The sequence below is a fragment of the Shinella sp. WSJ-2 genome (assembly GCF_003432075.1).
Classification (GTDB): Bacteria; Pseudomonadota; Alphaproteobacteria; order Rhizobiales; family Rhizobiaceae; genus Shinella.
The window spans coordinates 82573-101653 of the sequence record NZ_QWBU01000004.1 but is presented as its reverse complement, the minus strand read 5'-3'; the positions used below and the strand labels follow the sequence as shown (position 1 = coordinate 101653).

The 19081-nt window shown below is 63.9% G+C and carries 21 protein-coding genes; 8 read left to right on the top strand and 13 right to left on the bottom strand.

Going from position 1 to position 19081, the window contains the following annotated elements:
* Positions 1-145: 145 nt before the first annotated feature.
* Positions 146-1180 (top strand): LacI family DNA-binding transcriptional regulator, encoded by a 1035-nt coding sequence (locus D0Y60_RS11345; protein WP_117369948.1) that lies wholly within the window; start codon positions 146-148, stop codon positions 1178-1180.
* Positions 1181-1190: 10 nt separating this feature from the next.
* Here the strand turns inward: D0Y60_RS11345 and solA are convergent, their stop codons facing one another.
* From solA to D0Y60_RS11315, 6 genes are all read right to left on the bottom strand, one after another.
* Entirely contained in the window at positions 1191-2336 is a 1146-nt protein-coding gene (gene solA, locus D0Y60_RS11340; protein WP_117369945.1) for an N-methyl-L-tryptophan oxidase, read from the bottom strand.
* A gap of 12 nt (positions 2337-2348) precedes the next feature.
* Positions 2349-3836: a histidine ammonia-lyase gene (gene hutH / locus D0Y60_RS11335; RefSeq protein WP_117369943.1), complete on the bottom strand. Its 1488-nt coding sequence runs from the start codon at positions 3834-3836 to the stop codon at positions 2349-2351.
* Positions 3833-4609, bottom strand: coding sequence for an ATP-binding cassette domain-containing protein (locus D0Y60_RS11330; protein WP_117369941.1), 777 nt, complete (start codon positions 4607-4609; stop codon positions 3833-3835). The genes hutH and D0Y60_RS11330 overlap by 4 nt, the downstream gene beginning before the upstream one ends.
* Before the next feature lie 11 nt (positions 4610-4620).
* A complete protein-coding gene (locus tag D0Y60_RS11325) occupies positions 4621-5328 on the bottom strand; it encodes an ABC transporter permease subunit (RefSeq protein WP_117369939.1) in 708 nt (235 codons plus the stop codon).
* Positions 5328-6053: an ABC transporter permease subunit gene (locus tag D0Y60_RS11320; protein WP_117369937.1), complete on the bottom strand. Its 726-nt coding sequence runs from the start codon at positions 6051-6053 to the stop codon at positions 5328-5330. The genes D0Y60_RS11325 and D0Y60_RS11320 overlap by 1 nt, the downstream gene beginning before the upstream one ends.
* Positions 6054-6148: 95 nt before the next feature.
* Positions 6149-6991 (bottom strand): transporter substrate-binding domain-containing protein, encoded by an 843-nt coding sequence (locus D0Y60_RS11315; RefSeq protein WP_117369935.1) that lies wholly within the window; start codon positions 6989-6991, stop codon positions 6149-6151.
* 171 nt (positions 6992-7162) lie between these two features.
* On the opposite strand from D0Y60_RS11315, the gene hutC reads away from it, so the two are divergent.
* Positions 7163-7918, top strand: a complete 756-nt coding sequence (hutC, locus tag D0Y60_RS11310) for a histidine utilization repressor (protein WP_117369933.1) — start codon at positions 7163-7165, stop codon at positions 7916-7918.
* A 154-nt stretch (positions 7919-8072) separates the two neighbouring features.
* Here the strand turns inward: hutC and D0Y60_RS11305 are convergent, their stop codons facing one another.
* From D0Y60_RS11305 to D0Y60_RS11295, 3 genes are all read right to left on the bottom strand, one after another.
* On the bottom strand, positions 8073-8378 hold the full coding sequence (locus tag D0Y60_RS11305) for a hypothetical protein (protein WP_117369931.1): 306 nt from the start codon (positions 8376-8378) through the stop codon (positions 8073-8075).
* A gap of 105 nt (positions 8379-8483) precedes the next feature.
* Positions 8484-9557, bottom strand: coding sequence for an ROK family transcriptional regulator (locus D0Y60_RS11300; RefSeq protein ID WP_117369929.1), 1074 nt, complete (start codon positions 9555-9557; stop codon positions 8484-8486).
* Between the two features lie 53 nt (positions 9558-9610).
* On the bottom strand, positions 9611-10261 hold the full coding sequence (locus D0Y60_RS11295) for an SGNH/GDSL hydrolase family protein (protein WP_199564156.1): 651 nt from the start codon (positions 10259-10261) through the stop codon (positions 9611-9613).
* A 263-nt stretch (positions 10262-10524) separates the two neighbouring features.
* Between D0Y60_RS11295 and D0Y60_RS11290 the strand changes: the two genes are divergently transcribed.
* The 5 genes from D0Y60_RS11290 to D0Y60_RS11270 all read left to right on the top strand — a co-directional run bounded on the left by D0Y60_RS11290 (position 10525) and on the right by D0Y60_RS11270 (position 15780).
* On the top strand, positions 10525-11601 hold the full coding sequence (locus D0Y60_RS11290; protein ID WP_117369925.1) for an ABC transporter substrate-binding protein: 1077 nt from the start codon (positions 10525-10527) through the stop codon (positions 11599-11601).
* Between the two features lie 61 nt (positions 11602-11662).
* Positions 11663-13156: a sugar ABC transporter ATP-binding protein gene (locus tag D0Y60_RS11285; protein WP_117369923.1), complete on the top strand. Its 1494-nt coding sequence runs from the start codon at positions 11663-11665 to the stop codon at positions 13154-13156.
* Positions 13157-13171: 15 nt separating this feature from the next.
* Positions 13172-14143, top strand: a complete 972-nt coding sequence (locus tag D0Y60_RS11280) for an ABC transporter permease (RefSeq protein WP_117369921.1) — start codon at positions 13172-13174, stop codon at positions 14141-14143.
* A 2-nt stretch (positions 14144-14145) separates the two neighbouring features.
* Positions 14146-15096 carry an ABC transporter permease gene (locus D0Y60_RS11275; RefSeq protein ID WP_117369919.1) on the top strand — a complete coding sequence of 317 codons (951 nt, stop codon included), beginning with the start codon at positions 14146-14148 and terminating at the stop codon, positions 15094-15096.
* Between the two features lie 27 nt (positions 15097-15123).
* Positions 15124-15780 (top strand): SGNH/GDSL hydrolase family protein, encoded by a 657-nt coding sequence (locus D0Y60_RS11270; RefSeq protein WP_117369917.1) that lies wholly within the window; start codon positions 15124-15126, stop codon positions 15778-15780.
* Positions 15781-15825: 45 nt separating this feature from the next.
* Here D0Y60_RS11270 and D0Y60_RS11265 read toward each other — a convergent pair whose 3' ends face one another.
* The 4 genes from D0Y60_RS11265 to D0Y60_RS11250 form a co-directional block, all read right to left on the bottom strand.
* On the bottom strand, positions 15826-16332 hold the full coding sequence (locus D0Y60_RS11265) for a DoxX family protein (protein ID WP_117369915.1): 507 nt from the start codon (positions 16330-16332) through the stop codon (positions 15826-15828).
* Positions 16310-17095 carry a DNA-binding domain-containing protein gene (locus D0Y60_RS11260; protein ID WP_117369912.1) on the bottom strand — a complete coding sequence of 262 codons (786 nt, stop codon included), beginning with the start codon at positions 17093-17095 and terminating at the stop codon, positions 16310-16312. The genes D0Y60_RS11265 and D0Y60_RS11260 overlap by 23 nt, the downstream gene beginning before the upstream one ends.
* Positions 17096-17098: 3 nt before the next feature.
* Positions 17099-17953 (bottom strand): DUF692 domain-containing protein, encoded by an 855-nt coding sequence (locus tag D0Y60_RS11255; protein WP_117369910.1) that lies wholly within the window; start codon positions 17951-17953, stop codon positions 17099-17101.
* Positions 17954-18021: 68 nt separating this feature from the next.
* A complete protein-coding gene (locus D0Y60_RS11250) occupies positions 18022-18303 on the bottom strand; it encodes a DUF2282 domain-containing protein (protein WP_117369908.1) in 282 nt (93 codons plus the stop codon).
* Between the two features lie 223 nt (positions 18304-18526).
* Between D0Y60_RS11250 and D0Y60_RS11245 the strand changes: the two genes are divergently transcribed.
* On the top strand, positions 18527-19081 hold the full coding sequence (locus D0Y60_RS11245; RefSeq protein ID WP_117369906.1) for a sigma-70 family RNA polymerase sigma factor: 555 nt from the start codon (positions 18527-18529) through the stop codon (positions 19079-19081).

Genomic DNA, 19081 nt, shown 5'->3' with positions numbered 1-19081 from the left:
AAATCCCTTACTAACACGTGTTAGTTTTGAATAGCGGGAGGATATTCCTGTTGTCAAGCACGCAGACAGGCGCTACCTCTCTGGAAGGGCGAAGAGATTGAAGACGCTTGGAAAAAATTTGCGCTTGGCGCGGTTGGGGAGTGGAATGGCAAGCAACCGCGTGACCAGTCACGATGTGGCCCGTCTGGCCGGCGTATCGCGCGCCACGGTCTCCCTCGTGCTCAACCGTTCGGAAAGCGTGACGTTGAGCAAGGAGACGCGCGAGCGGGTGATGCAGGCGGCGGCCGAGCTCGGCTACAAGCCCAATTCGGCGGGGCGGATGCTGGTCAGTGGGCTGACGGAAACGATCGGCCTCATCGTCTCCGATCCGTCCATCCTGCTCGTCGACCAGTATATTCCGCAGGTTCTCTACGGCATCGAGAAGGCTAACCGGCAGATGGGGTTCCATGTGCTCGTCGAGGGGCTGGAGGCGGGCGGCAGGACCAGGGCCTATGACAATCTTGTGGAATCGCGCCGCATCGACGGGCTGATTGTCGTCAACCCGCGGGCCGGCGACCGAGCGCTTATCTCACTGATCGAGAAGGATTTTCCGGTCGTTCTCGTCGGTTCGGTGCGTCATCCCGCCGAGGTCTCTGTTACCTTCACCACGCGCAACGTCATCGGCCAAGCGGTGGACCATGTGGTCGGTCTCGGCCATCACCGCATCGGCGCCATCACGTTTTCGCCGCGGGATTTCGTGTCGACCAATGCGCGCCTGACGGCGCTGTCCAGCGGGCTGGCGCGGCACGGGCTGGCGCTCGACGAGGACGCGGTGGGTGACGGCAATTTCAGCCCCGAGAGCGGCTATCGCGCGGCAAAGGCCCTGCTCACCCGCCGGCCTGACCTGACCGCCATCTTCGCCGGCAACGACACGATCGCGATCGGTGTGCTGAACGCCGCCCATGAACTCGGCCGCAGCGTGCCGGCCGACCTCTCCATCGTCGGCTTCGACGACCTGCCCTTCGCCCGCTGGCTGACGCCCCCACTTACCACCATCCGCACGGATGGCGTGAGCCAGGGCAAGCTGGCCGCCGAAATGCTATTCGCCCGCCTTCACCGCCGCCCGCTGGAAAACAAACGGGTGCGCATGGAGCCGGAACTCGTCGTGCGGGATTCGACGCAGACGGCACCCACGGGCTGAGTGCCGGCGATCAGCCCTTAGAGCCGAAATGCCGCTCGAAGGTGAAGAGCGATGTCGGCAGCGCCGAGCCGCCATCCAGCGCGAGATCGGACAGGATTTCGCCGATGACGCTGGTGAACTTGAAGCCATGGCCGGAGCAGGCGGAGGACACCACGACATTGCGGTGGGTCGGGCTGTAATCGATCAGAAAGTCTTCGCTCGGCAGCATCGTGTAGCGGCAGGTCGTGGCGCGCATGCGCGTGCTGGCCACCTTCGGCAGGCGTTTGCGGGCAAAACCGTCGAGCAGGGCAGTGTCCGCCTCGTTGACCGGCGGATTGGCGGCGGTCGGATCGATCGGTTCGCGAAAATGCGCGTGGCGGCCAATCTTCACGCCATCGATGCCGATGGCGGGGAAGCCGAAATAGGAGCCGTTCTCGCCCTCGTCGCGCAGGAAGCAGGGCATGCGGCCCGGTTGGGCGGCAAAGCCGTCTTCCGGCTGATACCAGGCGACGACCTGGCGGATCGGTACGGCATGGGCGGCAAGTTCCGGCACGAGTTCCGCAATCCAGGCGCCGGTCGCGACGATCACTTTTCGCGCCCGGTAGCGTCCGGTTGTAGTCAGGATATCGACACCGTCCTCGTCTGGTTCGATCGCCGTCACCCGCTCGCCGAAATGCAGCTCAGCGCCGTCTTCAGCCGCGAGCTTGAGATAGCCCATGATCGCCGCCTCGGGCCTGATATAGCCGCCCTGCGGATCGAGCAGCCCAATCTCGTCGTCCTCCAGCGCGAAAGCCGGGTAGCGCCGGGCCATCTCGGCCTTGTCGAGGATTTCGTGCGTCAGGCCGTGCAGGTCGCAGGAGGCCTTCGTGCCGCTGACGATCTTGCTGTCGGGCCGGCCGATCTGCAACACGCCGGTGACGGTCAGAATATCCGCGCGCAACCGCGCCTCCAATGATCGCCAATTTTCATAGGCGCGACGCAAGAGCGGCACATAGGACTGGTCCTCGAAATAGCCGAGCCGGATCAGCCGGCTGTCGCCGTGCGAGGAACTGAGCGCATGGGCGGGAAAATGCGCCTCGATGCCGAGGACGCGGGCGCCGCGGGCAGCGGCAAAGGATGCCGCCGCACTGCCCATGGCGCCGAGGCCGATGACGGCGAGGTCGAATTCTGCTGGCATGGTCCCTCCCGGTTAGGCTGCCGGCTTTTCGTCTGCGATCAGGGCTTTCAGCGTCTCGATATCGGCGCCGAGCGGCCGGTCGTCCTCGTAGTGCGCCACCCTTGCACGGACCATGGCATGCAATGCCGTCGTGCCGGGAGCGCGTTCGGCAGTGCCGGTCAGGAAGTCATGCGCCTGGACCGCGGCCATCAGTTCGATGGCGAGGATATGTTCGGCATTGTCGAGGATGGCGAGCAGCTTGTTGGCCGCCGCTGTCGGATGCGCGAGGAAGTCCTCCTGCAGGCCGGAGGTGATGCCGCCGTCCATGGCAGCGGGCGCGGCAAGGCGGCGGTTTTCATTGCTGAGCGCCGTTGCGGTATATTGCGCAATCATGAAGCCGGAATGGCTGCCGGCATCGCTCGCCAAGAAGGGCGGCAGGCCGCTGACCAGCGGATTGACCAAACGGTCCATGCGCCGCTCGCTCATCGCCGCGATCTGAGCAATGGCGGTCGCGAGACTATCGGCCGCTTGTCCCAGCGCGGGCGCCACGGCATGAGCCTGGGACGACACGACCGGCTGGTCCGGCGTGCCGGAGACGGCGGGATTGTCCGTAACGGAAGCCAGCTCGCGATCGACGACCGCGCCGCTCTGCTCGAACACATCCCAGGCTGCGCCATGCGCATGGGGAACCGCGCGCAGGCTGAGCGCATCCTGTGTGCGCTTGCCGATGGCCGCGGCGATCAGGCCGCTGCCGGCAAGCCGTTTGCGCAGCGTCGCGCCGACTCTGGCGATGCCGGCGGAGGGGCGAAGCGCGAGAACGGCCTCGTCGAACGCCGCCATCTGGCAGCCGACCGCCTCCAGCGTCAGCGCGGCGATCGCATCGGCCCATGCGAGCAGGTGTTCGGCACGCGCAAGCGCAAGTGCGGAAAGACCCGTCGCGCAGGCCGTGCCATTGACGAGGCTCAGGCCCTCCTTGGCCTCGAGCACCAGCGGCGCAAGGCCGATCGCGGCAAGCGCCTCACGCCCGGTCATCCGCTTGCCACGCACCACGGCGTGGCCCTCGCCGATCAGGACCAGCGCGGTATGCGCATTGTGCGTGAGGTATCCCGCCGAGCCCTTGGAGGGCATCTCGGGAATGCAATCCTGTGCCAGAAAGGCGGTGAGATGGCTGACGACGACAGGACGCACGCCCGAATGGCCGTGGCTGAAATTGGCGATCTGGGCGGCGATGATCGATCGCACCGAACGCGGCGGCAGAAGCGGGCCGACGCCGCAGGCATGGCTGAGCACGATGTTGCGCGATAGCCGGCTCTGCGAGGCGACATCGACAACCGTATCGGAAAGCGCACCAACGCCGGTATTGACGCCATAGGCGCGCATGCCGGCCGCCACGATCGCCTCGACGATCCTGCGCGCATGGGCGACGCGGGACATAGCCTGTTCGGAGAGGACAAGCGTCTCCCCATCACCAATACGGGCGACATCCCGCCAGGACAGTCTGCCGTCGAGAACGACGCTCATTGCTCACCGCCGAAATGGCCGATGAACTGGCGGAAGGCGGGCGATGCGCCGCTGCCGAACATGTCGTCCGGCGCGCCGCTGCTGTCCACCACGCCCTGGCGCATGAAGACGACGCGGTTGGAAACATTGCGCGCAAAGCTCATTTCATGCGTGACGACCAGCATCGTCATGCCATCTTCGGCCAGCGCGCGCATGACGCGCAGTACTTCGCCGACCAGCTCCGGATCAAGCGCCGAGGTCGGTTCGTCGAACAGCATGACCTTCGGTTTCATGGCGAGCGCGCGGGCAATCGCCGCGCGCTGCTGCTGACCGCCGGAGAGATGGGCGGGATAGGCATGTCGCTTGTCGGCGATGCCGACTTTTTCGAGCAGCGCTTCCGCCTCGGCGATGCATTCCGCCTTCGGCCGCTTCAGCACATGGACGGGGCCTTCGATGACGTTCTGCAGGATCGTCATATGGGACCAGAGATTGAAGCTCTGGAAAACCATGCCGAGCTCGGAGCGGATGTGATCCACCTGCTTCTGGCTCTCCGGCCGGTTCTGGCCGTTCTTCTTCACCATGCGGATCTGCTCGCCATCGACGAAGATTTCCCCGTCGCTGGCGGTCTCCAGCAGGTTGATGCAGCGCAGGAAGGTCGACTTGCCGGAGCCGGAAGCGCCGAGCAGCGAGATGACGTCACCGTCTTCGGCGTCGAGCGAAATGCCCTTCAGCACCTCATGATCGCCAAAGCTCTTGCGGATATTGCGGACGGAAAGGCGAGTCACACCAGGCATCGGGATCTCCCTCAGGCTTTGACGGCCGACGGCGGGGCCGCGCGGCGATGTTTGGAGAGTGAATATTCAAGCAGCGCCATGCCCTGCAGGATCAGGAAATTCAGCACGAGATAGATGAGGGCCGCACAGAGGAAAACCTCCATCGTGCGGTAGGTCTGCGAGATCAGCCGCTGGGCGACACCGGTGACTTCCCAGACGGTGACAAGGCTGGCGAGCGCGGTCGACTTCATCATCAGCACGATTTCCGTCGAATAGGCCGGAAGCGCATGGCGGAAGGCGATGGGCGCGATGATGCGGCGCACCAGCAGGAAACCGGACATGCCGATGGCGCGGGCTGCCTCGATCTCCTTTGGCGAGACGGCACGGATGCCGCTTCGGAAGATTTCCGCCGAATAGCCGGCCGTGCAGAGCGCCAGCGACAGCACGGCACAGACCACCGGTTCGCGTAGGAACGGCCACAGGAACGAATAGCGGATGACGCCGAACTGGCCGAGGCCGTAGAAGACGAGGAACATCTGGATCAAGAGCGGCGAGCCGCGGAAGACGAAGATGTAGCCCTTGGCGAAACCAGAGAGGAGCCGGTTGCCGGAAACCCGCATCGTGACGATCACCAGCGCCAGAAGGCCGCCGAAGAACACCGAGAGCGAGAACAGGAGAAGCGTCATGGGCACGGCCTTGAGGAGCGTGACCATTGCGGAGGAAAGGAAGGCGATATCCATCAGGCCTGCCCCATGGCTGCGGCCGGCATGCTGCGGTTCGCGCGCCGCTCGGCGCGGTTGAACAGCCGGTCGGAAAAACTGGTGAGCAGCAGATAGAGAACACCGCCGACGATGTAGAACAGGAAATATTGCCGGGTCGAGCCGGCCGCCACCTGGCTGGTGCGCATCAATTCGGCAAGGCCGGTGACCGAGATCAGCGCCGAATCCTTCAGCGTGAGCTGCCAGACATTGCCGAGGCCAGGAATGGCGTAGCGCAGCACCTGGGGCATGACGACACGGCGCAGGCGCAGCATACGGTTCATGCCGATCGCCGAGGCCGCCTCGAGTTCGCCCTTGGCGATGGCGAGATAGGCGCCGCGATAGACTTCCGCCTGGTAGGAACCGGAAATGATGCCGACCGCAAGCGCGCCGGCCGCAAACGATGGCAGGCCGAGAAAGCCTTCGTAGCCGAGCCACTGGCCGACCGCGGTGACCGCCGAGGAGCCGCCGAAATAGATGAGATAGATGATCAGCAGTTCCGGCACGCCGCGAAACACGGTCGTATAGACATTGCCGAGGCCGACCAAAAGCATATTGCCCGACAGTTTGGCGGTCGCCACCACGGTGCCGAGCACGGCCCCGATCAAAAGCGCGGTCGCCGTCACCGCCAGTGTCATCAGCGTGGCGACCAAAAGCAGCGCGCCCCACCCATTCTGGCCGAAGCCCAGCAGTTCCAAGGTTGCCATGTCCGTTTCCCGTCGAATGCGGCATCAAGACAAATGCGATACGGACCTCCGGCGTCGTTGCCGGAGGCCGCAATCGCGACGACGTATGCTGCGGCTTACTCCGCCGGGCTGACGTCGACCTTGAACCACTTCATCGACAGTTCCTTCACGGTCCCGTCCGCCAAAGCCGACTTGATGGCCTCGTTGAACTTGTCGCGCAGATCCGTATCCGCCTTGCGGATGCCGAGGCCTTCGCCTTCGCCCCAGATCGGGCCGACGATTTCCGGACCCGTGAAGGCCAGCGCGCCGTTGGCGGCGGCAAACGCGTTGCCGAAATAGACGGCGTCGTCGAAGCCGAGGTCGATGCGGCCGTTCTGGAGGTCGAGATCGCGCTCGGCGCCCGTCTTGTACTCACGGATTTCGGAGGTCGCGCCGAAATTGTCGTAGATGAACTTCGCATAGACGGTCGCGGCCTGGATGCCGATCGTCTTGCCGGCGAAGGCTTCCTTCAGCGCGTCGATTTCTTTCACGCCGGTCTGGCCGGCCGTCATCTTGATGATGGCGCCGGTTCCCGCCGCCTTGGCCAGCGGGCTATCGGCCGCCGTCGCGAAGGCTGCCGGGGTTGCGGCATAGGGAATGGTGAAATCGATGATCTGCTTGCGCTCTTCGGTGATCGACAGCGCGTCCATGATCACATCGAACTTGCCGGCGTTCAGCGCCGGGATCATGCCGTCCCAGTCGGAGGCGACCAGCGTGCATTCGATCTTGGCGCGCTCGCACAGCACCTTGGCGAGTTCCGGCTCGAAACCGCCGAGCGTGCCGTCGGCATTGGTGAGGTTCCAGGGCGCATAGGCGCCTTCGAGCGTGATCGTCGCCGTCTTCCAGTCCTTGGCGAGGGCCGGGGCAGAGAGCGTGGCCAAAGCAGCCGCGCCCGCAAGAATAACTTTCCGCAGTTCCATGTGAAGACTCCTCTGAGGTTCGTTGATCGTCATTGCATACCGATCTGCGCCGGCTTGCCGCCATCGCTTAAGCTTTGGAGGTTGTATATGGTACCATAAGAAAAAATTTGTGTTATGCAAGATGGAAGTTTAGATTTTTGGAAATTGACCGGGAGATCGGGGGATGCAGCGATGAAGCGTGGCGGCGAAATGCGCAGGGAGCTGGCGGAGAATGACGCGACGCCCCTTTATGCCGGCGTCAAGCAGATCATCCTCGACCGCATACAAAGCGGCGAATGGCCACCGAAACACCGCGTGCCCTCGGAAAACGAACTGGTGGCCGAACTCGGCGTCAGCAAGATGACGGCCAACCGGGCGCTGCGCGAACTGGCGAATGAAGGCGAACTCGTCCGCATCCAGGGCGTCGGCTCCTTCGTCGCCGAGCGCAAGGGCGTCTCGGCTCTGTTCGAGGTGCGCAACATCGCCGAAGAGATCGCGGAACGCGGCCATATCCACGAAGCCAAGGTGGTTGCGCTGGCAAAAGCCTCGGCGCCGCCGGATGTTGCTGATGCCCTGGGGCTGGAGATCGGTGCGCCGGTCTTCCACTCGCTGATCGTCCACAGCGAGGAGGGAGTGCCGGTGCAGATCGAGGATCGCTACGTCCATCCCGGTGTTGCGCCCGATTATCTCAGTCAGGATTTTTCCGTCATCACGCCCAATGCCTATCTCTCGGCTATCGCACCGCTCAGTGGTTCGGAGCATGTCGTCGAGGCGACGGTGCCGCAGCCCTGGGAATGCAAGCTGCTGATGATCCTGAAAACCGAACCTTGCCTGATGATCCGCCGCCGGACCTGGTCGGATCGCAGCATCGTCTCGACCGCCCGGATCATCTATCCCGGCCAGCGCTATCGGCTGGAGAGCCGCAGCGGGACCATACCAGTTCCTTGATTGTATATGGAACACGTGGTTGTGCACACGATTTGCGCATCCAAGACGGGCGTTGGCCATGCATTGCTGGAGCGGTGAGATCAGAATCCGCTAGGGCTAGTGGAGATTCAGACAATTTTGGCCGCGAACCCGCTGCACACTTTTCCGGAACGCTCTAGATTCCGGACCCGTCGAGCTGCTGGGCATCCTCGCCTTGCCAGGGAGAGGGCGCTGAAGCGCGGCTGATGTTGGCCGAAGGCATTGGCATCCAACATTTCAGTTCGGGTTCGGCATATTCGATGATGCAGCCGGGGGCGGAATCCGAGGCGCGCCAGCCTTCCGCGCCGAACCGGTCGCCATGCGACCAATAGGCGACATCGACTTCGGCTGCCCCCTGTTCCGACGAGCGGACCGTGACGAGGATCCGGCTGCCGTCCCTCGGCGCACTTGCCATATGACGCCACCGCTCTGGCTGATCCATCGTCTTTCCTCCTGCCTCGTTACGGGCAGTGTCGCGCCGCCGCCAAACCGGGTCAACCCAAACTTCGCACAGTCCCGTTGGTTTCTTTCTGACGCGGCCGGGCCTTTAATGCACCATGAAGCGGGAGCTGAACGGCAGGCTGGCGGCACCGACGGCCTTTGGGGCCGCGAATGTCCGACCGATGACGGCATCGATGGACGGAATCTCCTGCCGGACGAGCTTGCACAGCGTGGTACATATCTCGGGCGGAACGAAGGACGATAGTAGGACGGTTTTCAGCTCGATGAATTGCAGCAGCGCCTGCGTCGATTTGATGAGGCTCTCCGCGCAGGCCTGCTGCCAATCGGTGAAGGCCGACCCCATCGGCGGCCAGGAGGGATGTTGTTCCCAGAGCTTCGCCGAAATCGGGTCGCCGGCCGGCAGGGCGCGTTCCAGCGCCAGCACGCCGACATCGTAGCTCAGCGGCGAATTGCCGTTGTAGATCTGATGGTTGAGTACGAGACGGCCATGCAGGCGGGCGCCAAGATAGAAGAACAGGAAATCCTGCAATTGCCTCGCCGCGCCGAACAGGCTTTCGCCGCCGGCCGCCGCCGTGATGTCGTTCTGCACGAAAACGGGGAGGCCCAGCTCGGTCTCCAGGTAGCGGTGCAACACGTCATGATCCGGGCCTGAGCGGATCGGTGGAGTGGGCAGTGCAAGGCCGACGCCGGCAATACGGCCCTGCCGGCTTTCTGAAAGACCGGCGATGGCCTGGTGGATTTCGAGTGCCAGCGCCTCCGGCACATCGAACGTGTCGGCGGTCTTGTGCGGCATCACGCGCTGATGCTGCACGTTGCCGATGAAATCGACGACGACGATATGGGTGTTGCGATAACCGACGCTGACGCCGACCGAATAGGCACCCTCGGAATTCAGCATCAGCGGCGTGGTGGGAGGGCCGACACGGCCCTTCTGCGCCTCGCCACGCACGACGAGCCCTTCCTGCTCGAGCGAGCGCACGATGACGGAAATCGTCTGCGCGGAAAGGCCTGTCTTCTCACCGATTTCGAGCCGGGTCGTCGCCTCGTTCTGCAGGAGCAGCGAGAGGACCAGACGCTCGTTGTGGCTGCGCACGCTTAGCGAATTCAGACCGCTCGCGCGATCGGCGATGCGAAGCGGGTTGGGCGGCGCGAAACGCATGTCAGGCAAGGGGGCGCTCCTTCCGAGAAAGGGCGATGTTCAGGGAGCAGGGCTTACGCATCGGCCCACCCGATAGCCAGAACTTCCTGTGCCAGCGCGTCGCCGAGCTGGCGATGCGCTTCCTCGTCGATATGGAAACCGTCGGCCGGCGAGCATTGGCAGACCATGCCCGCATCGAAGAAATGCGCCTCCAGCGAATCCGCCATGATCTCGAATTCGAGCGCCAGCTTGCGGGATTTCTCCTGCGCGCCGGAGAAGATAGATTCCCATTCGCGCAGGTCATCGAGCATCGGCGGCGGGGCGACGATCATGATTTCCGGGTCGTGGCCGGCGGGGCCGGGCGAGAGTTCGCGGATATCGTGCACGAGGCAGCCGATGCCCATGGCGACCTCCGATGGTGGCATGTTGAAGCGCCGCTTCAGGTCGTTGGTGCCGAGCATGATGATGATGAGGTCGAGTGGCGTGTGGCTTTGCAGGCAGGGGCGCAGATAGGTGCGGCCATTTTTCAGCGCGCCCTCGATCGGGTCGTCATGCACGGTCGTGCGGCCGCTCAGGCCTTCCTCGATCACCTGCCAGCCGGGGCCGAGCAGGCTTTCCAGCACACCGCCCCAGCGCTGCCCGCGGGCATAGCGTTCAAGCGGCCCGCGGCCTGGAATCTGGCCGTGCGTGTTGGAATCCCCGAAACAAAGAACGGTCCGCGTCACTGTCTCCTCCACCGGGCCGCATGCCCGCTTTTCGGGTTCAGACTTCGCATCCAGAGGGGCGATTTGCAAGGATGACCTATTATTCATTCAGTCTGAATAACTATTGACAGGCGAAAGCGCCAGTGCTTTTGTGATGCTCGGAGGAAAGTTTCAGGTCGTTTCAAAGGCTGTGCACGAGCACCGGACATGCGTCGCGGGCTGACGACGCCGCATGCCTTCGACGGACCTTCCCCCTCGTTGGACGCCTGCTTTGGAGGAGAAGTATGAGCAGCATCATCAGGAAAATCGGCCTGTCGGTTCTTTTGGCCGGCGTGGTCTTTGCCACGAACAGCTTTGCGCAGGAGGCGCCGCTGCTCGAAGGCGTCACGACCCGTGCGGAGAACAACCCGACGGTCGAAGAGGGCAAATACAAGAAGGATGCGCCCTGGGTCATTGGTATGAGCAGCTTCGGCGTCAATGCCAACACCTGGACCGTGCAGGTGGCGCATGAGGCGCAGGCGGCCGCCGACCGCGACAAGCGCATCACGAAGTTCGTGCTGCTCGATGCCGGCTTCGACCAGAAGAAGCAGGTCGCCGATATCGAGGACCTGATCGCCCAGAAGGTGGATGCGATCATCGTCCAGCCGGTCACCTCGACCTCTGCCAATGCCAGCATCGAAAAGGCTATCGCCGCGGGCATCCCGGTCGTGCTGCACACCGGCCGCATCGAATCCGAGGCCTATACGACGGAGATCCAGGGCGGTGCCGAGCATTTTGGCAAGGTCATGGGCGACTTCCTCGTCAAGGAACTCGGCGGCAAGGGCAATATCTGGGTGCTGCGCGGCCTGGCCGGCCATCCGGAGGACACCAACCGCTACAACGGCCTGAAGCAGTCGCTCGAAGGCACAGAGATCAAGATCGCCGCCGAGGAACATGGCGACTGGCAGTATGACAAGGCCAAGAAGGTCTGCGAGACGCTTTACCTGAACGATCCCAATGTCGATGGCATCTGGTCGTCGGGCGCGGACATGACGCGCGCCTGCGTCGATGTCTTCAAGCAGTTCGGCGCGCCGATCCCGCCGATTTCGGGCGAGGGCAACAACGGCTTCTTCGGCCAGTGGATAGCTGATGGCTTCAAGTCGATCTCGTCGGAATACAGCCCCGCCCAGGGCGCTGCCGGCATCCGCGCAGCCGTCGCTCTTCTCGAGGGCAAGGCTCTGCACAAGCACTACGACTACAACCCGCCGGGCTGGGATCTCGACAAGGTCAAGAAATACTACCGCGACGACCTGTCGGCCAACGTCTGGTGGCCGTCGGAACTCTCTGAGGAACAGCTCAAAGAGTTCTACGCCAAGCAGTAAGGCGGACCACGCCGGGAGGCGGGCGCTCGCCTGCCTCCCGTCATCCGGACAGAGGAAATCCATGTCGCATCCTATTGAAATGGCCGGGATATCGAAGGCATTCGGCGGCAGCGTCGCGCTTCGCGATGTCTCGCTGGCGCTGACGCCGGGCACCGTGCACGCCCTGATGGGCGAAAACGGTGCCGGCAAATCGACGCTGATGAAGATCCTCGCTGGCGTGCACCAGCCGGATAGCGGCGAGATCCGCCGCGCGGGCCGTACCGTCAGCTTCGCCAATCCGCGCGCGGCTCTGGAGGCCGGCATATCCACCGTCTTCCAGGAGCTTTCGCTGCTTCCGAACATGACGATTGCGGAAAACATGTTTCTCGGCCGCGAACCCCTGGGGCGGTTTGGCGGTATCGGCCGGCGGCGCATGCGCGAGGAGACGAAGGGTGCGCTCGCGCGTCTTGGCCTCACGCTTGATCCCGACACGCTGGTCTCGGACCTTTCAATCGCCGAGCGGCAATTCGTCGAGATTGCCCATGGCATCGACGCGGATGCTGACGTCTTCATTCTCGATGAGCCGACCGCAGCGCTCAATGCGGCTGATGTCGATGTGCTCAACCGGCATATCCGGGCATTGCGCGAAGCCGGCAAAGCCATTGTCTATATCTCCCACCGCATGGATGAGATTTTTGCCATCTGCGATGTGGTGACGGTGCTGAAGGACGGCCAATTGGTCGGGACGCGACCGCTCACCGAAATGACGCCGGCCTCGCTGATCGCGATGATGGTCGGGCGCGAGCTGGAGGCTCTTTTTCCAGAGCGTGGCGAGGGAGAGGGCGCGGCCGCACTCGCCGTATCCGGTCTCAGGCTTCACGCGGATTCAAAACCCTTCTCCTTCACGGTGAAGAAGGGCGAGATCGTCGGCTTTGCCGGGCTCGAAGGACAAGGGCAGCAGAAGGCGCTGCGCGCGCTGGTCGGGCAGTTTTCGCCGGCCGAAGGCACCGTGTCGCGCCGTGGAAACACCATCCGGCTTCCCGTGCCGGAGGAAAGCGGCGTGCGGCGCTGGCAGGCGCTCGGCGGTGCCTTCGTGCCGGAAGACCGCAAGGACGAGGGCCTGTTCCTCGATCACTCCGTCGGCCAGAACATCGTCGCTGCCTTGCATGCCGCCCGCCCGGCCCTGAAGGCGGCAAAGCGTTACAGTGCCGTGATTGCGGAAACGATGCGCCGGCTGAACATCAAGGCGTCGGGACAATCCGCCACGGTCGGCGCGCTCTCCGGCGGCAACCAGCAGAAGGTGCTGCTTGGGCGCTATCTCGCCACCGATGCCGACCTGCTGCTCATCGAGGAGCCGACGCGCGGCGTCGACGTCGGCGCCAAGGCGGAAATCTACCGGATCCTGCGGGATTTCGCGAAAGCGGGCGGTGCGGTGCTCGTTCTCTCGCGCGAGACGCTCGAGCTGATCGGCCTCTGCGACCGCCTCTACGTGATCCACGGCAACACGATCGTATCGGAAATGCGCGCTCAGGAAGCAACCGAGCACGGTATTCTCGATGCGGCGCTGAGCGCATGACGGACGGAAAACCTGATGATATCCTCTTCTTCCACCTTCGGAAAATTGCTCACCGGCCGCGGCAGCCGGCAGGGCCTGTGGTTTCTGCCCTTCCTCATCGCGCTCGCCATGGCGCTGTGGCTTGCCGCCACGACCAGCCAGTTCGGCCAGTGGAGCAATCTCGCCAATCTCGTCGCGCAGGGCATGCCCTTGCTCATTACAGCCGTCGGACAGATGTTCGTCGTGCTCGTCGGCGGGCTGGACCTGTCCATCGGCTCCGTCGTCAGCTTCACCACAGCGGTCCTCGCGCTCGACCTGCCGGTCACTGTCACGATACCCGGCGTCTTTCTGCTCGCCGGCCTGATCGGCGCCACCAATGGCTACTGTGTCACGCGGCTCAACGTGCATCCGATCGTCGCAACGCTCTCCATGCAATATGTCGTGCTCGGCATCACCCGCGTGCTGCGCCCGGTCTCCGGCGGGAGCGTACCGGACAGCGTGCGCTGGCTGGTCGAGGGCTCGCTCTTCGGCCTGCCGCTGCCGGTCTTCTGGGGGATCGTCACGCTCCTCGTCGCCTGGAAGCTGCTGTACGGCTCGCGTTACGGCCTGCATCTCTCTGCCATCGGCGGCGGCGTTGCCTCTGGCTCGAACGATGCCGCGCGCAATTTCGGCATTCCCGCCAATCGCAACATTCTGCTCGCCTATGTGATCTGCTCATTGTTCGCCGCCCTTGCCGGCGTGTTCCTTGCCGGCCGCATCGTCTCCGGCGATCCGAATGTCGGCCTGCTGATGGAACTCGATGCGATCACGGCGGTCGCGATCGGCGGCACGCAGCTTTCCGGTGGCGTCGGCAGCCTGCATGGCACGGTCATCGGTGTTGCGGTTCTCGCCTTGCTCTCCAACGGCATGAACCTGCTCAACATCACGCCTTTCGTACAGACGGCGATCAAGGGCGTGCTGCTCATGGCCGTCGTGGCGCTCCAGTCGCGCAAGAAGATCGGACTCTGATCATGTCGGCTCTCGTCAATTCGACCCTCTTCCGGCGCGTCTCCAAGATCCCGCCGTCCTACTATCTGCTCGTCGCGCTGCTGGTGATCCTCTTCGCCGCCCGCCCGCAGATGCTCAATGCCAATGTGCTCGGCGTCTTCGTCCGCCAGGTCGTGCCGCTCGGCATTCTCGTGCTCGGCCAGCTGCTGGTGATGCGGGTGAAGTCGATCGACCTCTCCGGCGGCGGCGTCATCCTGCTGATCAATTATTGCATCTCGTCCGGCATCTTCCCGGGCGCCTCGCTCGGCTTCTATATCGTGCTGGCGCTGGCGATCGGCCTTGCCGTCGGCCTGTTCAACGGCGTGATGGTCGCCAAGCGCCGGGTTTCCGCCGTCATCGTCACGCTGGCGCTGTCCATCGTGCTCGTCGGCTTCGTGCAGTATCTCTCGAGCGGCAAGCCGCCGGGCGACGTGCCGAAGATCTTCGCCGAGCTGTTCAACACGCGCTTCATCGGTCTGCCGAGCCCGGTCCTGTTCTGGATTGCGCTCACCGCGCTGATGGCGCTGCTTCTGTCGCAGACCGTCTTCGGCCGCTTCGTTGCCGCCGTCGGGGAAAGCATGCCGGCCGCGCATTTTTCCGGCGTGCCGGTGGAGCGCACGGTCATCCTCGCCCACACGCTCGCCGGGATTATGACCGCCATCGCCGCCCTCGTCCAGACGGCATCCATCGCCGTTGGCAGCGTGCGCGTCGGGCTTGACCTGCCGATCCTGTCGGTCGCCGCGACCATTCTCGGCGGTGTGGTCTTCGGGCGGGGCGAGGGCGGCGTCTGGGGTCCGTTCTTCGGCGTGCTCTGCTTCGCCTTTCTCTTCGTCGTGATGACGATGTTCGGCGTGGGCGATGCGGGAAAACTCGTCGCCCAGGGCCTGATCATCCTGTTTGCGGCCATCTTCTACGGCCTTCGCGCCGGCAAGTGACATCAACAGCCATTCAAGGAGGACCAAATGGCCGAAAAGCGCTCAATCCTGTGCTTTGGAGATTCTTTGACCTGGGGCTGGATCCCCGTGAAGGAATCCGCCCCCACACTGCGCTATCCCTACGAGCAGCGCTGGACCGGCGCCATGGCCGCGAAACTGGGGGACGGCTACCACATCATCGAAGAGGGGCTCAGTGCCCGCACCACCAGTCTCGACGATCCGAACGATCCGCGGCTGAACGGCAGCGCCTACCTGCCGTCCGCACTCGCCAGCCACCTGCCGCTCGATCTCGTCATCATCATGCTCGGCACCAACGACACGAAATCCTATTTCCACCGCACGCCCTATGAGATCGCCAATGGCATGGGCAAGCTGGTCGGACAGGTGTTGACCTCGGCTGGCGGCGTCGGCACGCCCTATCCCGCGCCGAAGGTGCTGGTTGTCGCCCCGCCGCCGCTCGCACCGATGCCTGATCCGTGGTTCGAAGGCATGTTCGGCGGCGGTTACGAGAAGTCGAAGCAGCTCGCCGGCCTCTACAAGGCGCTTGCCGATTTCACCAAGGTCGAATTCCTGGCCGCCGGTGATCACGTTGAAACCGACGGCGTGGACGGTATCCATTTCTCCGCCGATACCAACATCAAACTCGGACATGCCATCGCGGACAAGGTTGTGGCGCTGTTCTGAGCAAAGCCACTCCGGCGCCTCCCTTGCCGGAGTGGTCTTTTCGCCTTATGCGGCGCTTACACGACTAGAAGCGGTCGCCGGACGCCCCATCCGCCGCGCCACGAGAGCATCCAGCGAAAACAGTCCCGGCCCGCGCGTCGCGATGAATAGCAGGCAGGCGGCCCAGGTGCCGTGGGTCGGCCAGGCGGCGGGATAGACGAAGATCTCGATGACCAGCGTCATTCCCAAAAGCGCCAGCGCGGACAGCCGGCTGGCAATGCCGATGACCAGCAGAATCGGGAAGACGTGCTCGGCGAAGGCGGCGAGATGGGCCGCGAGCCAGGGATCGACGAGCGGTAGCTTGTATTCGTTCTCGAAGAGATAGAGTGCGTTGTCGGAGAGCCTCCAGCCCTCGACCTTCGTCTGTCCGGACTGCCAGAAGACGGCAGCGATGGAGAGCCTGGCGATGAGCGCTATGAGATCGTTCGGAATGGTGTTCAGGGCTTTCAGGCCCTGATCGAAAAGCCGGTACGGTAGGGGCTGGGCGAGATCAGGCATGGTTTGGGTTTTCATCGGAGTCATCCTGGTTGATGGCGGTGAAGGCTCCTGAGCGGAGTAGCACCGCGAGATTGTCTGAAAGATCGAAACCGGAATGTTCACTCATCGCGCTTTCCGCCGCGGTGGCGAGCGTCGCGCCGGTGGTGAGCCGGCGAAAAAACACCGCGCCGCCGGGAGATAGGGGGGTCACCTCGACGGCCAGGTGCGGGCGGGCGACAAGGGCGTGTTCGTCTCGCCAGTCATCGATTGGGACAAGCGGCCGTTCACCGGCATTCATCGCCCAGATCGTCACCATCGGATAAGGCGAGGAGAGGATCGACAAAGTGGGGTGCGGCGTGAAAACAAGCGCGCCGAGCCGGGCGGGATCGATCGCGGCGAGCACCGTTGGATCAAGCGGCGGAATATCGGCCGCGTGATAGGCCTGCCCGCGGGCGATTTCGAGCCGCATGACGTCCGGCAGATAGACGAGATCCCGCGCGGGCGCAAAGGCGGCGACGAAATCCGGGAACTCGTCGCCATAGGCGAGTAGGACCGGAGAGCGTGGCGGATGGGCCGCGACGAAGGCTCGCGCCATGGCTCGGAAGAAATCCGGTCCGACGATGTTTTCCGCTGCAGGAAAGCGCGAAGCGAGCGCCGTAGTCAGGCTTGCTGTGACATTGTTGCGATAGACGCCGTAACGCCGTTCGGGCGTGGCTGTGTTCCAGGCCGCCAGCCCGACGGGTGCGGGTGTCGTGCCGAAAAGGCCTGAGGCGAAGGCGCTCTGGAAGGTGGCGGACATGGCTCAGGCTGCCCTTCTGCGCGTGGCCGCATCGAGCAACTTTTGCGCCGAGATGGCCTCGGCACGCAGCACCGGCCAGGCGGGCACGTCGTTGTCCCATTCGATAAGACTCGCGACCGGGCCGATCCGGTCGAGGACGGTTTGATAGAGCGCCCAGACGGGGTCCTTCACCGGCGTATCGTGGCTGTCGATCAGCAGCGGCGCTCCGACGTCGTCGACGCTCTCCGAATGGCCGCTCAGATGGATTTCGCGCACGGCCGCCAGCGGGAAGCGGGCGATGTAGTCATGGGGATCGAGATTGTGGTTCGTTGCGGCGACGAAGACATTGTTGACGTCAAGCAGCAGGCCGCAGCCGGTGCGTTGCACGATCTCGGCAAGGAAGACGGTCTCCTCGATCGTGCTTTCCGCGAAGAGCAGATAGGTGGCGGGATTTTCAAGCAGCATCTGGCGGCCCAGAACCGTCTGAACCTGATCGACATGCTCGACCACGCGGGCGAGGGTCGCCTCGGTATAGGGCAGCGGCAGGAGGTCGTTCAGAAACACGCTGTCATGGGTCGACCATGCAAGATGTTCGGAAAAACTCTCCGGCTGGTAACGGTCGCACAAGACCCGCAGCCGTGCGAGGTGATCACGGTCGAGCGGCTGCATAGAGCCGATCGACAGCCCGACGCCGTGGACGGAGAGCGCATAGTCCTCGCGCAGCCGGCCGAGCTGGGCATGCGGCGGGCCGCCGGCACCCATGTAGTTTTCCGCATGGAACTCAAAGAAGCCGACAGGCTGCGGCTCGGCCAGGATATCGGCGAAATGCTCGGGCTTGAAACCGGCACCGGCGCGGCGCGGAAGAGCGGAGGCAAACATGGGGCACCTTTCTGGAGGGAAGCGACGGCGCCGGCTGGCGCCGTCCGTCGGGTGGCGGGCCGTGGCGATCAGGCCGGCGCCATGCCCGGCTCGAGCATGCCGTGACCGGTGGGCGTCTTCATCGAAACGCAGGTGCCCTTCGGAACCAGTTTGAAGACGTTCTGCTGATAATCGATCTTCGACGTGCCGGCGCAGGTCGTGCCGGTGCCCGCGGCGCAGTCGTTCTGGCCCTTCATCGCGATGCCGTAGCACTTTTCCTTGCTGTCATCGGCGGTGGCGGGGGTTGCGATGGCGGCAAGCGCGGATGCGAGCGAACCGGCAAGGGCGAGGGTGGCGATCGTGGTTTTCATTCTCTGTCTCCGTTTTGGGGCAGCCGCGATTGGCTGTGCATGGACGGCTACGGAGAGGGGGCGCGCTTCGTTACAAGGCCGATGCGGATTTTCCGCGGGCCTCTTGCGAAGCGGTCCTTGGTGTAAGAAAAAAGCCTTGCGTATCAGCCTTTTGGGCGTGTTACAGGTTTCTTTCCGCAAGCACGGTAACAAAATCGTGTTGCACCGCGTAGGGTAGGCAACGGTGAAGCAATCGACGCGCGAAGAGGAATGGGCAGCTTGGCTGCGCCTCGCCATCAAGGGCGACGCGCAGGCCTATAACCGTTTCCTCGTCGCCGTGACGCCGCAATTGCGCCGCATGGCGCGTCGGCGGTGCGATCAGTTCGGCGCACCGGCAAGCGAGGCGGAGGATGTGGTGCAGGAAGTGCTGCTCGCCATCCATCTGAAGCGCGGCACCTGGGATCCGTCCCGGCCGCTCGGGCCGTGGCTGACGACCATCGTGCGCAACAAACTGGTCGACAGCCTGCGCCGCCGCGGCCGGCATGTGAATGTGCCGATCGAGGATGTCGCCGATTTCCTCGAGGCGGGCGACGAGACGCATGAGGCAGCCGACCGGCTCGACACGGAAACGATGCTAGCACGGCTGAGAGATCCGCAGCGTGATATCGTTCGGTCGATCTCGATCGAGGGGCATGGTATCCGCGAAACGGCGGCACGGCTGAAGATGACGGAGGTCGCGGTGCGCGTCGCCCTCCACCGGGCGCTGAAATCGCTGGCCGCCCTCTATCGGAGCGAATGA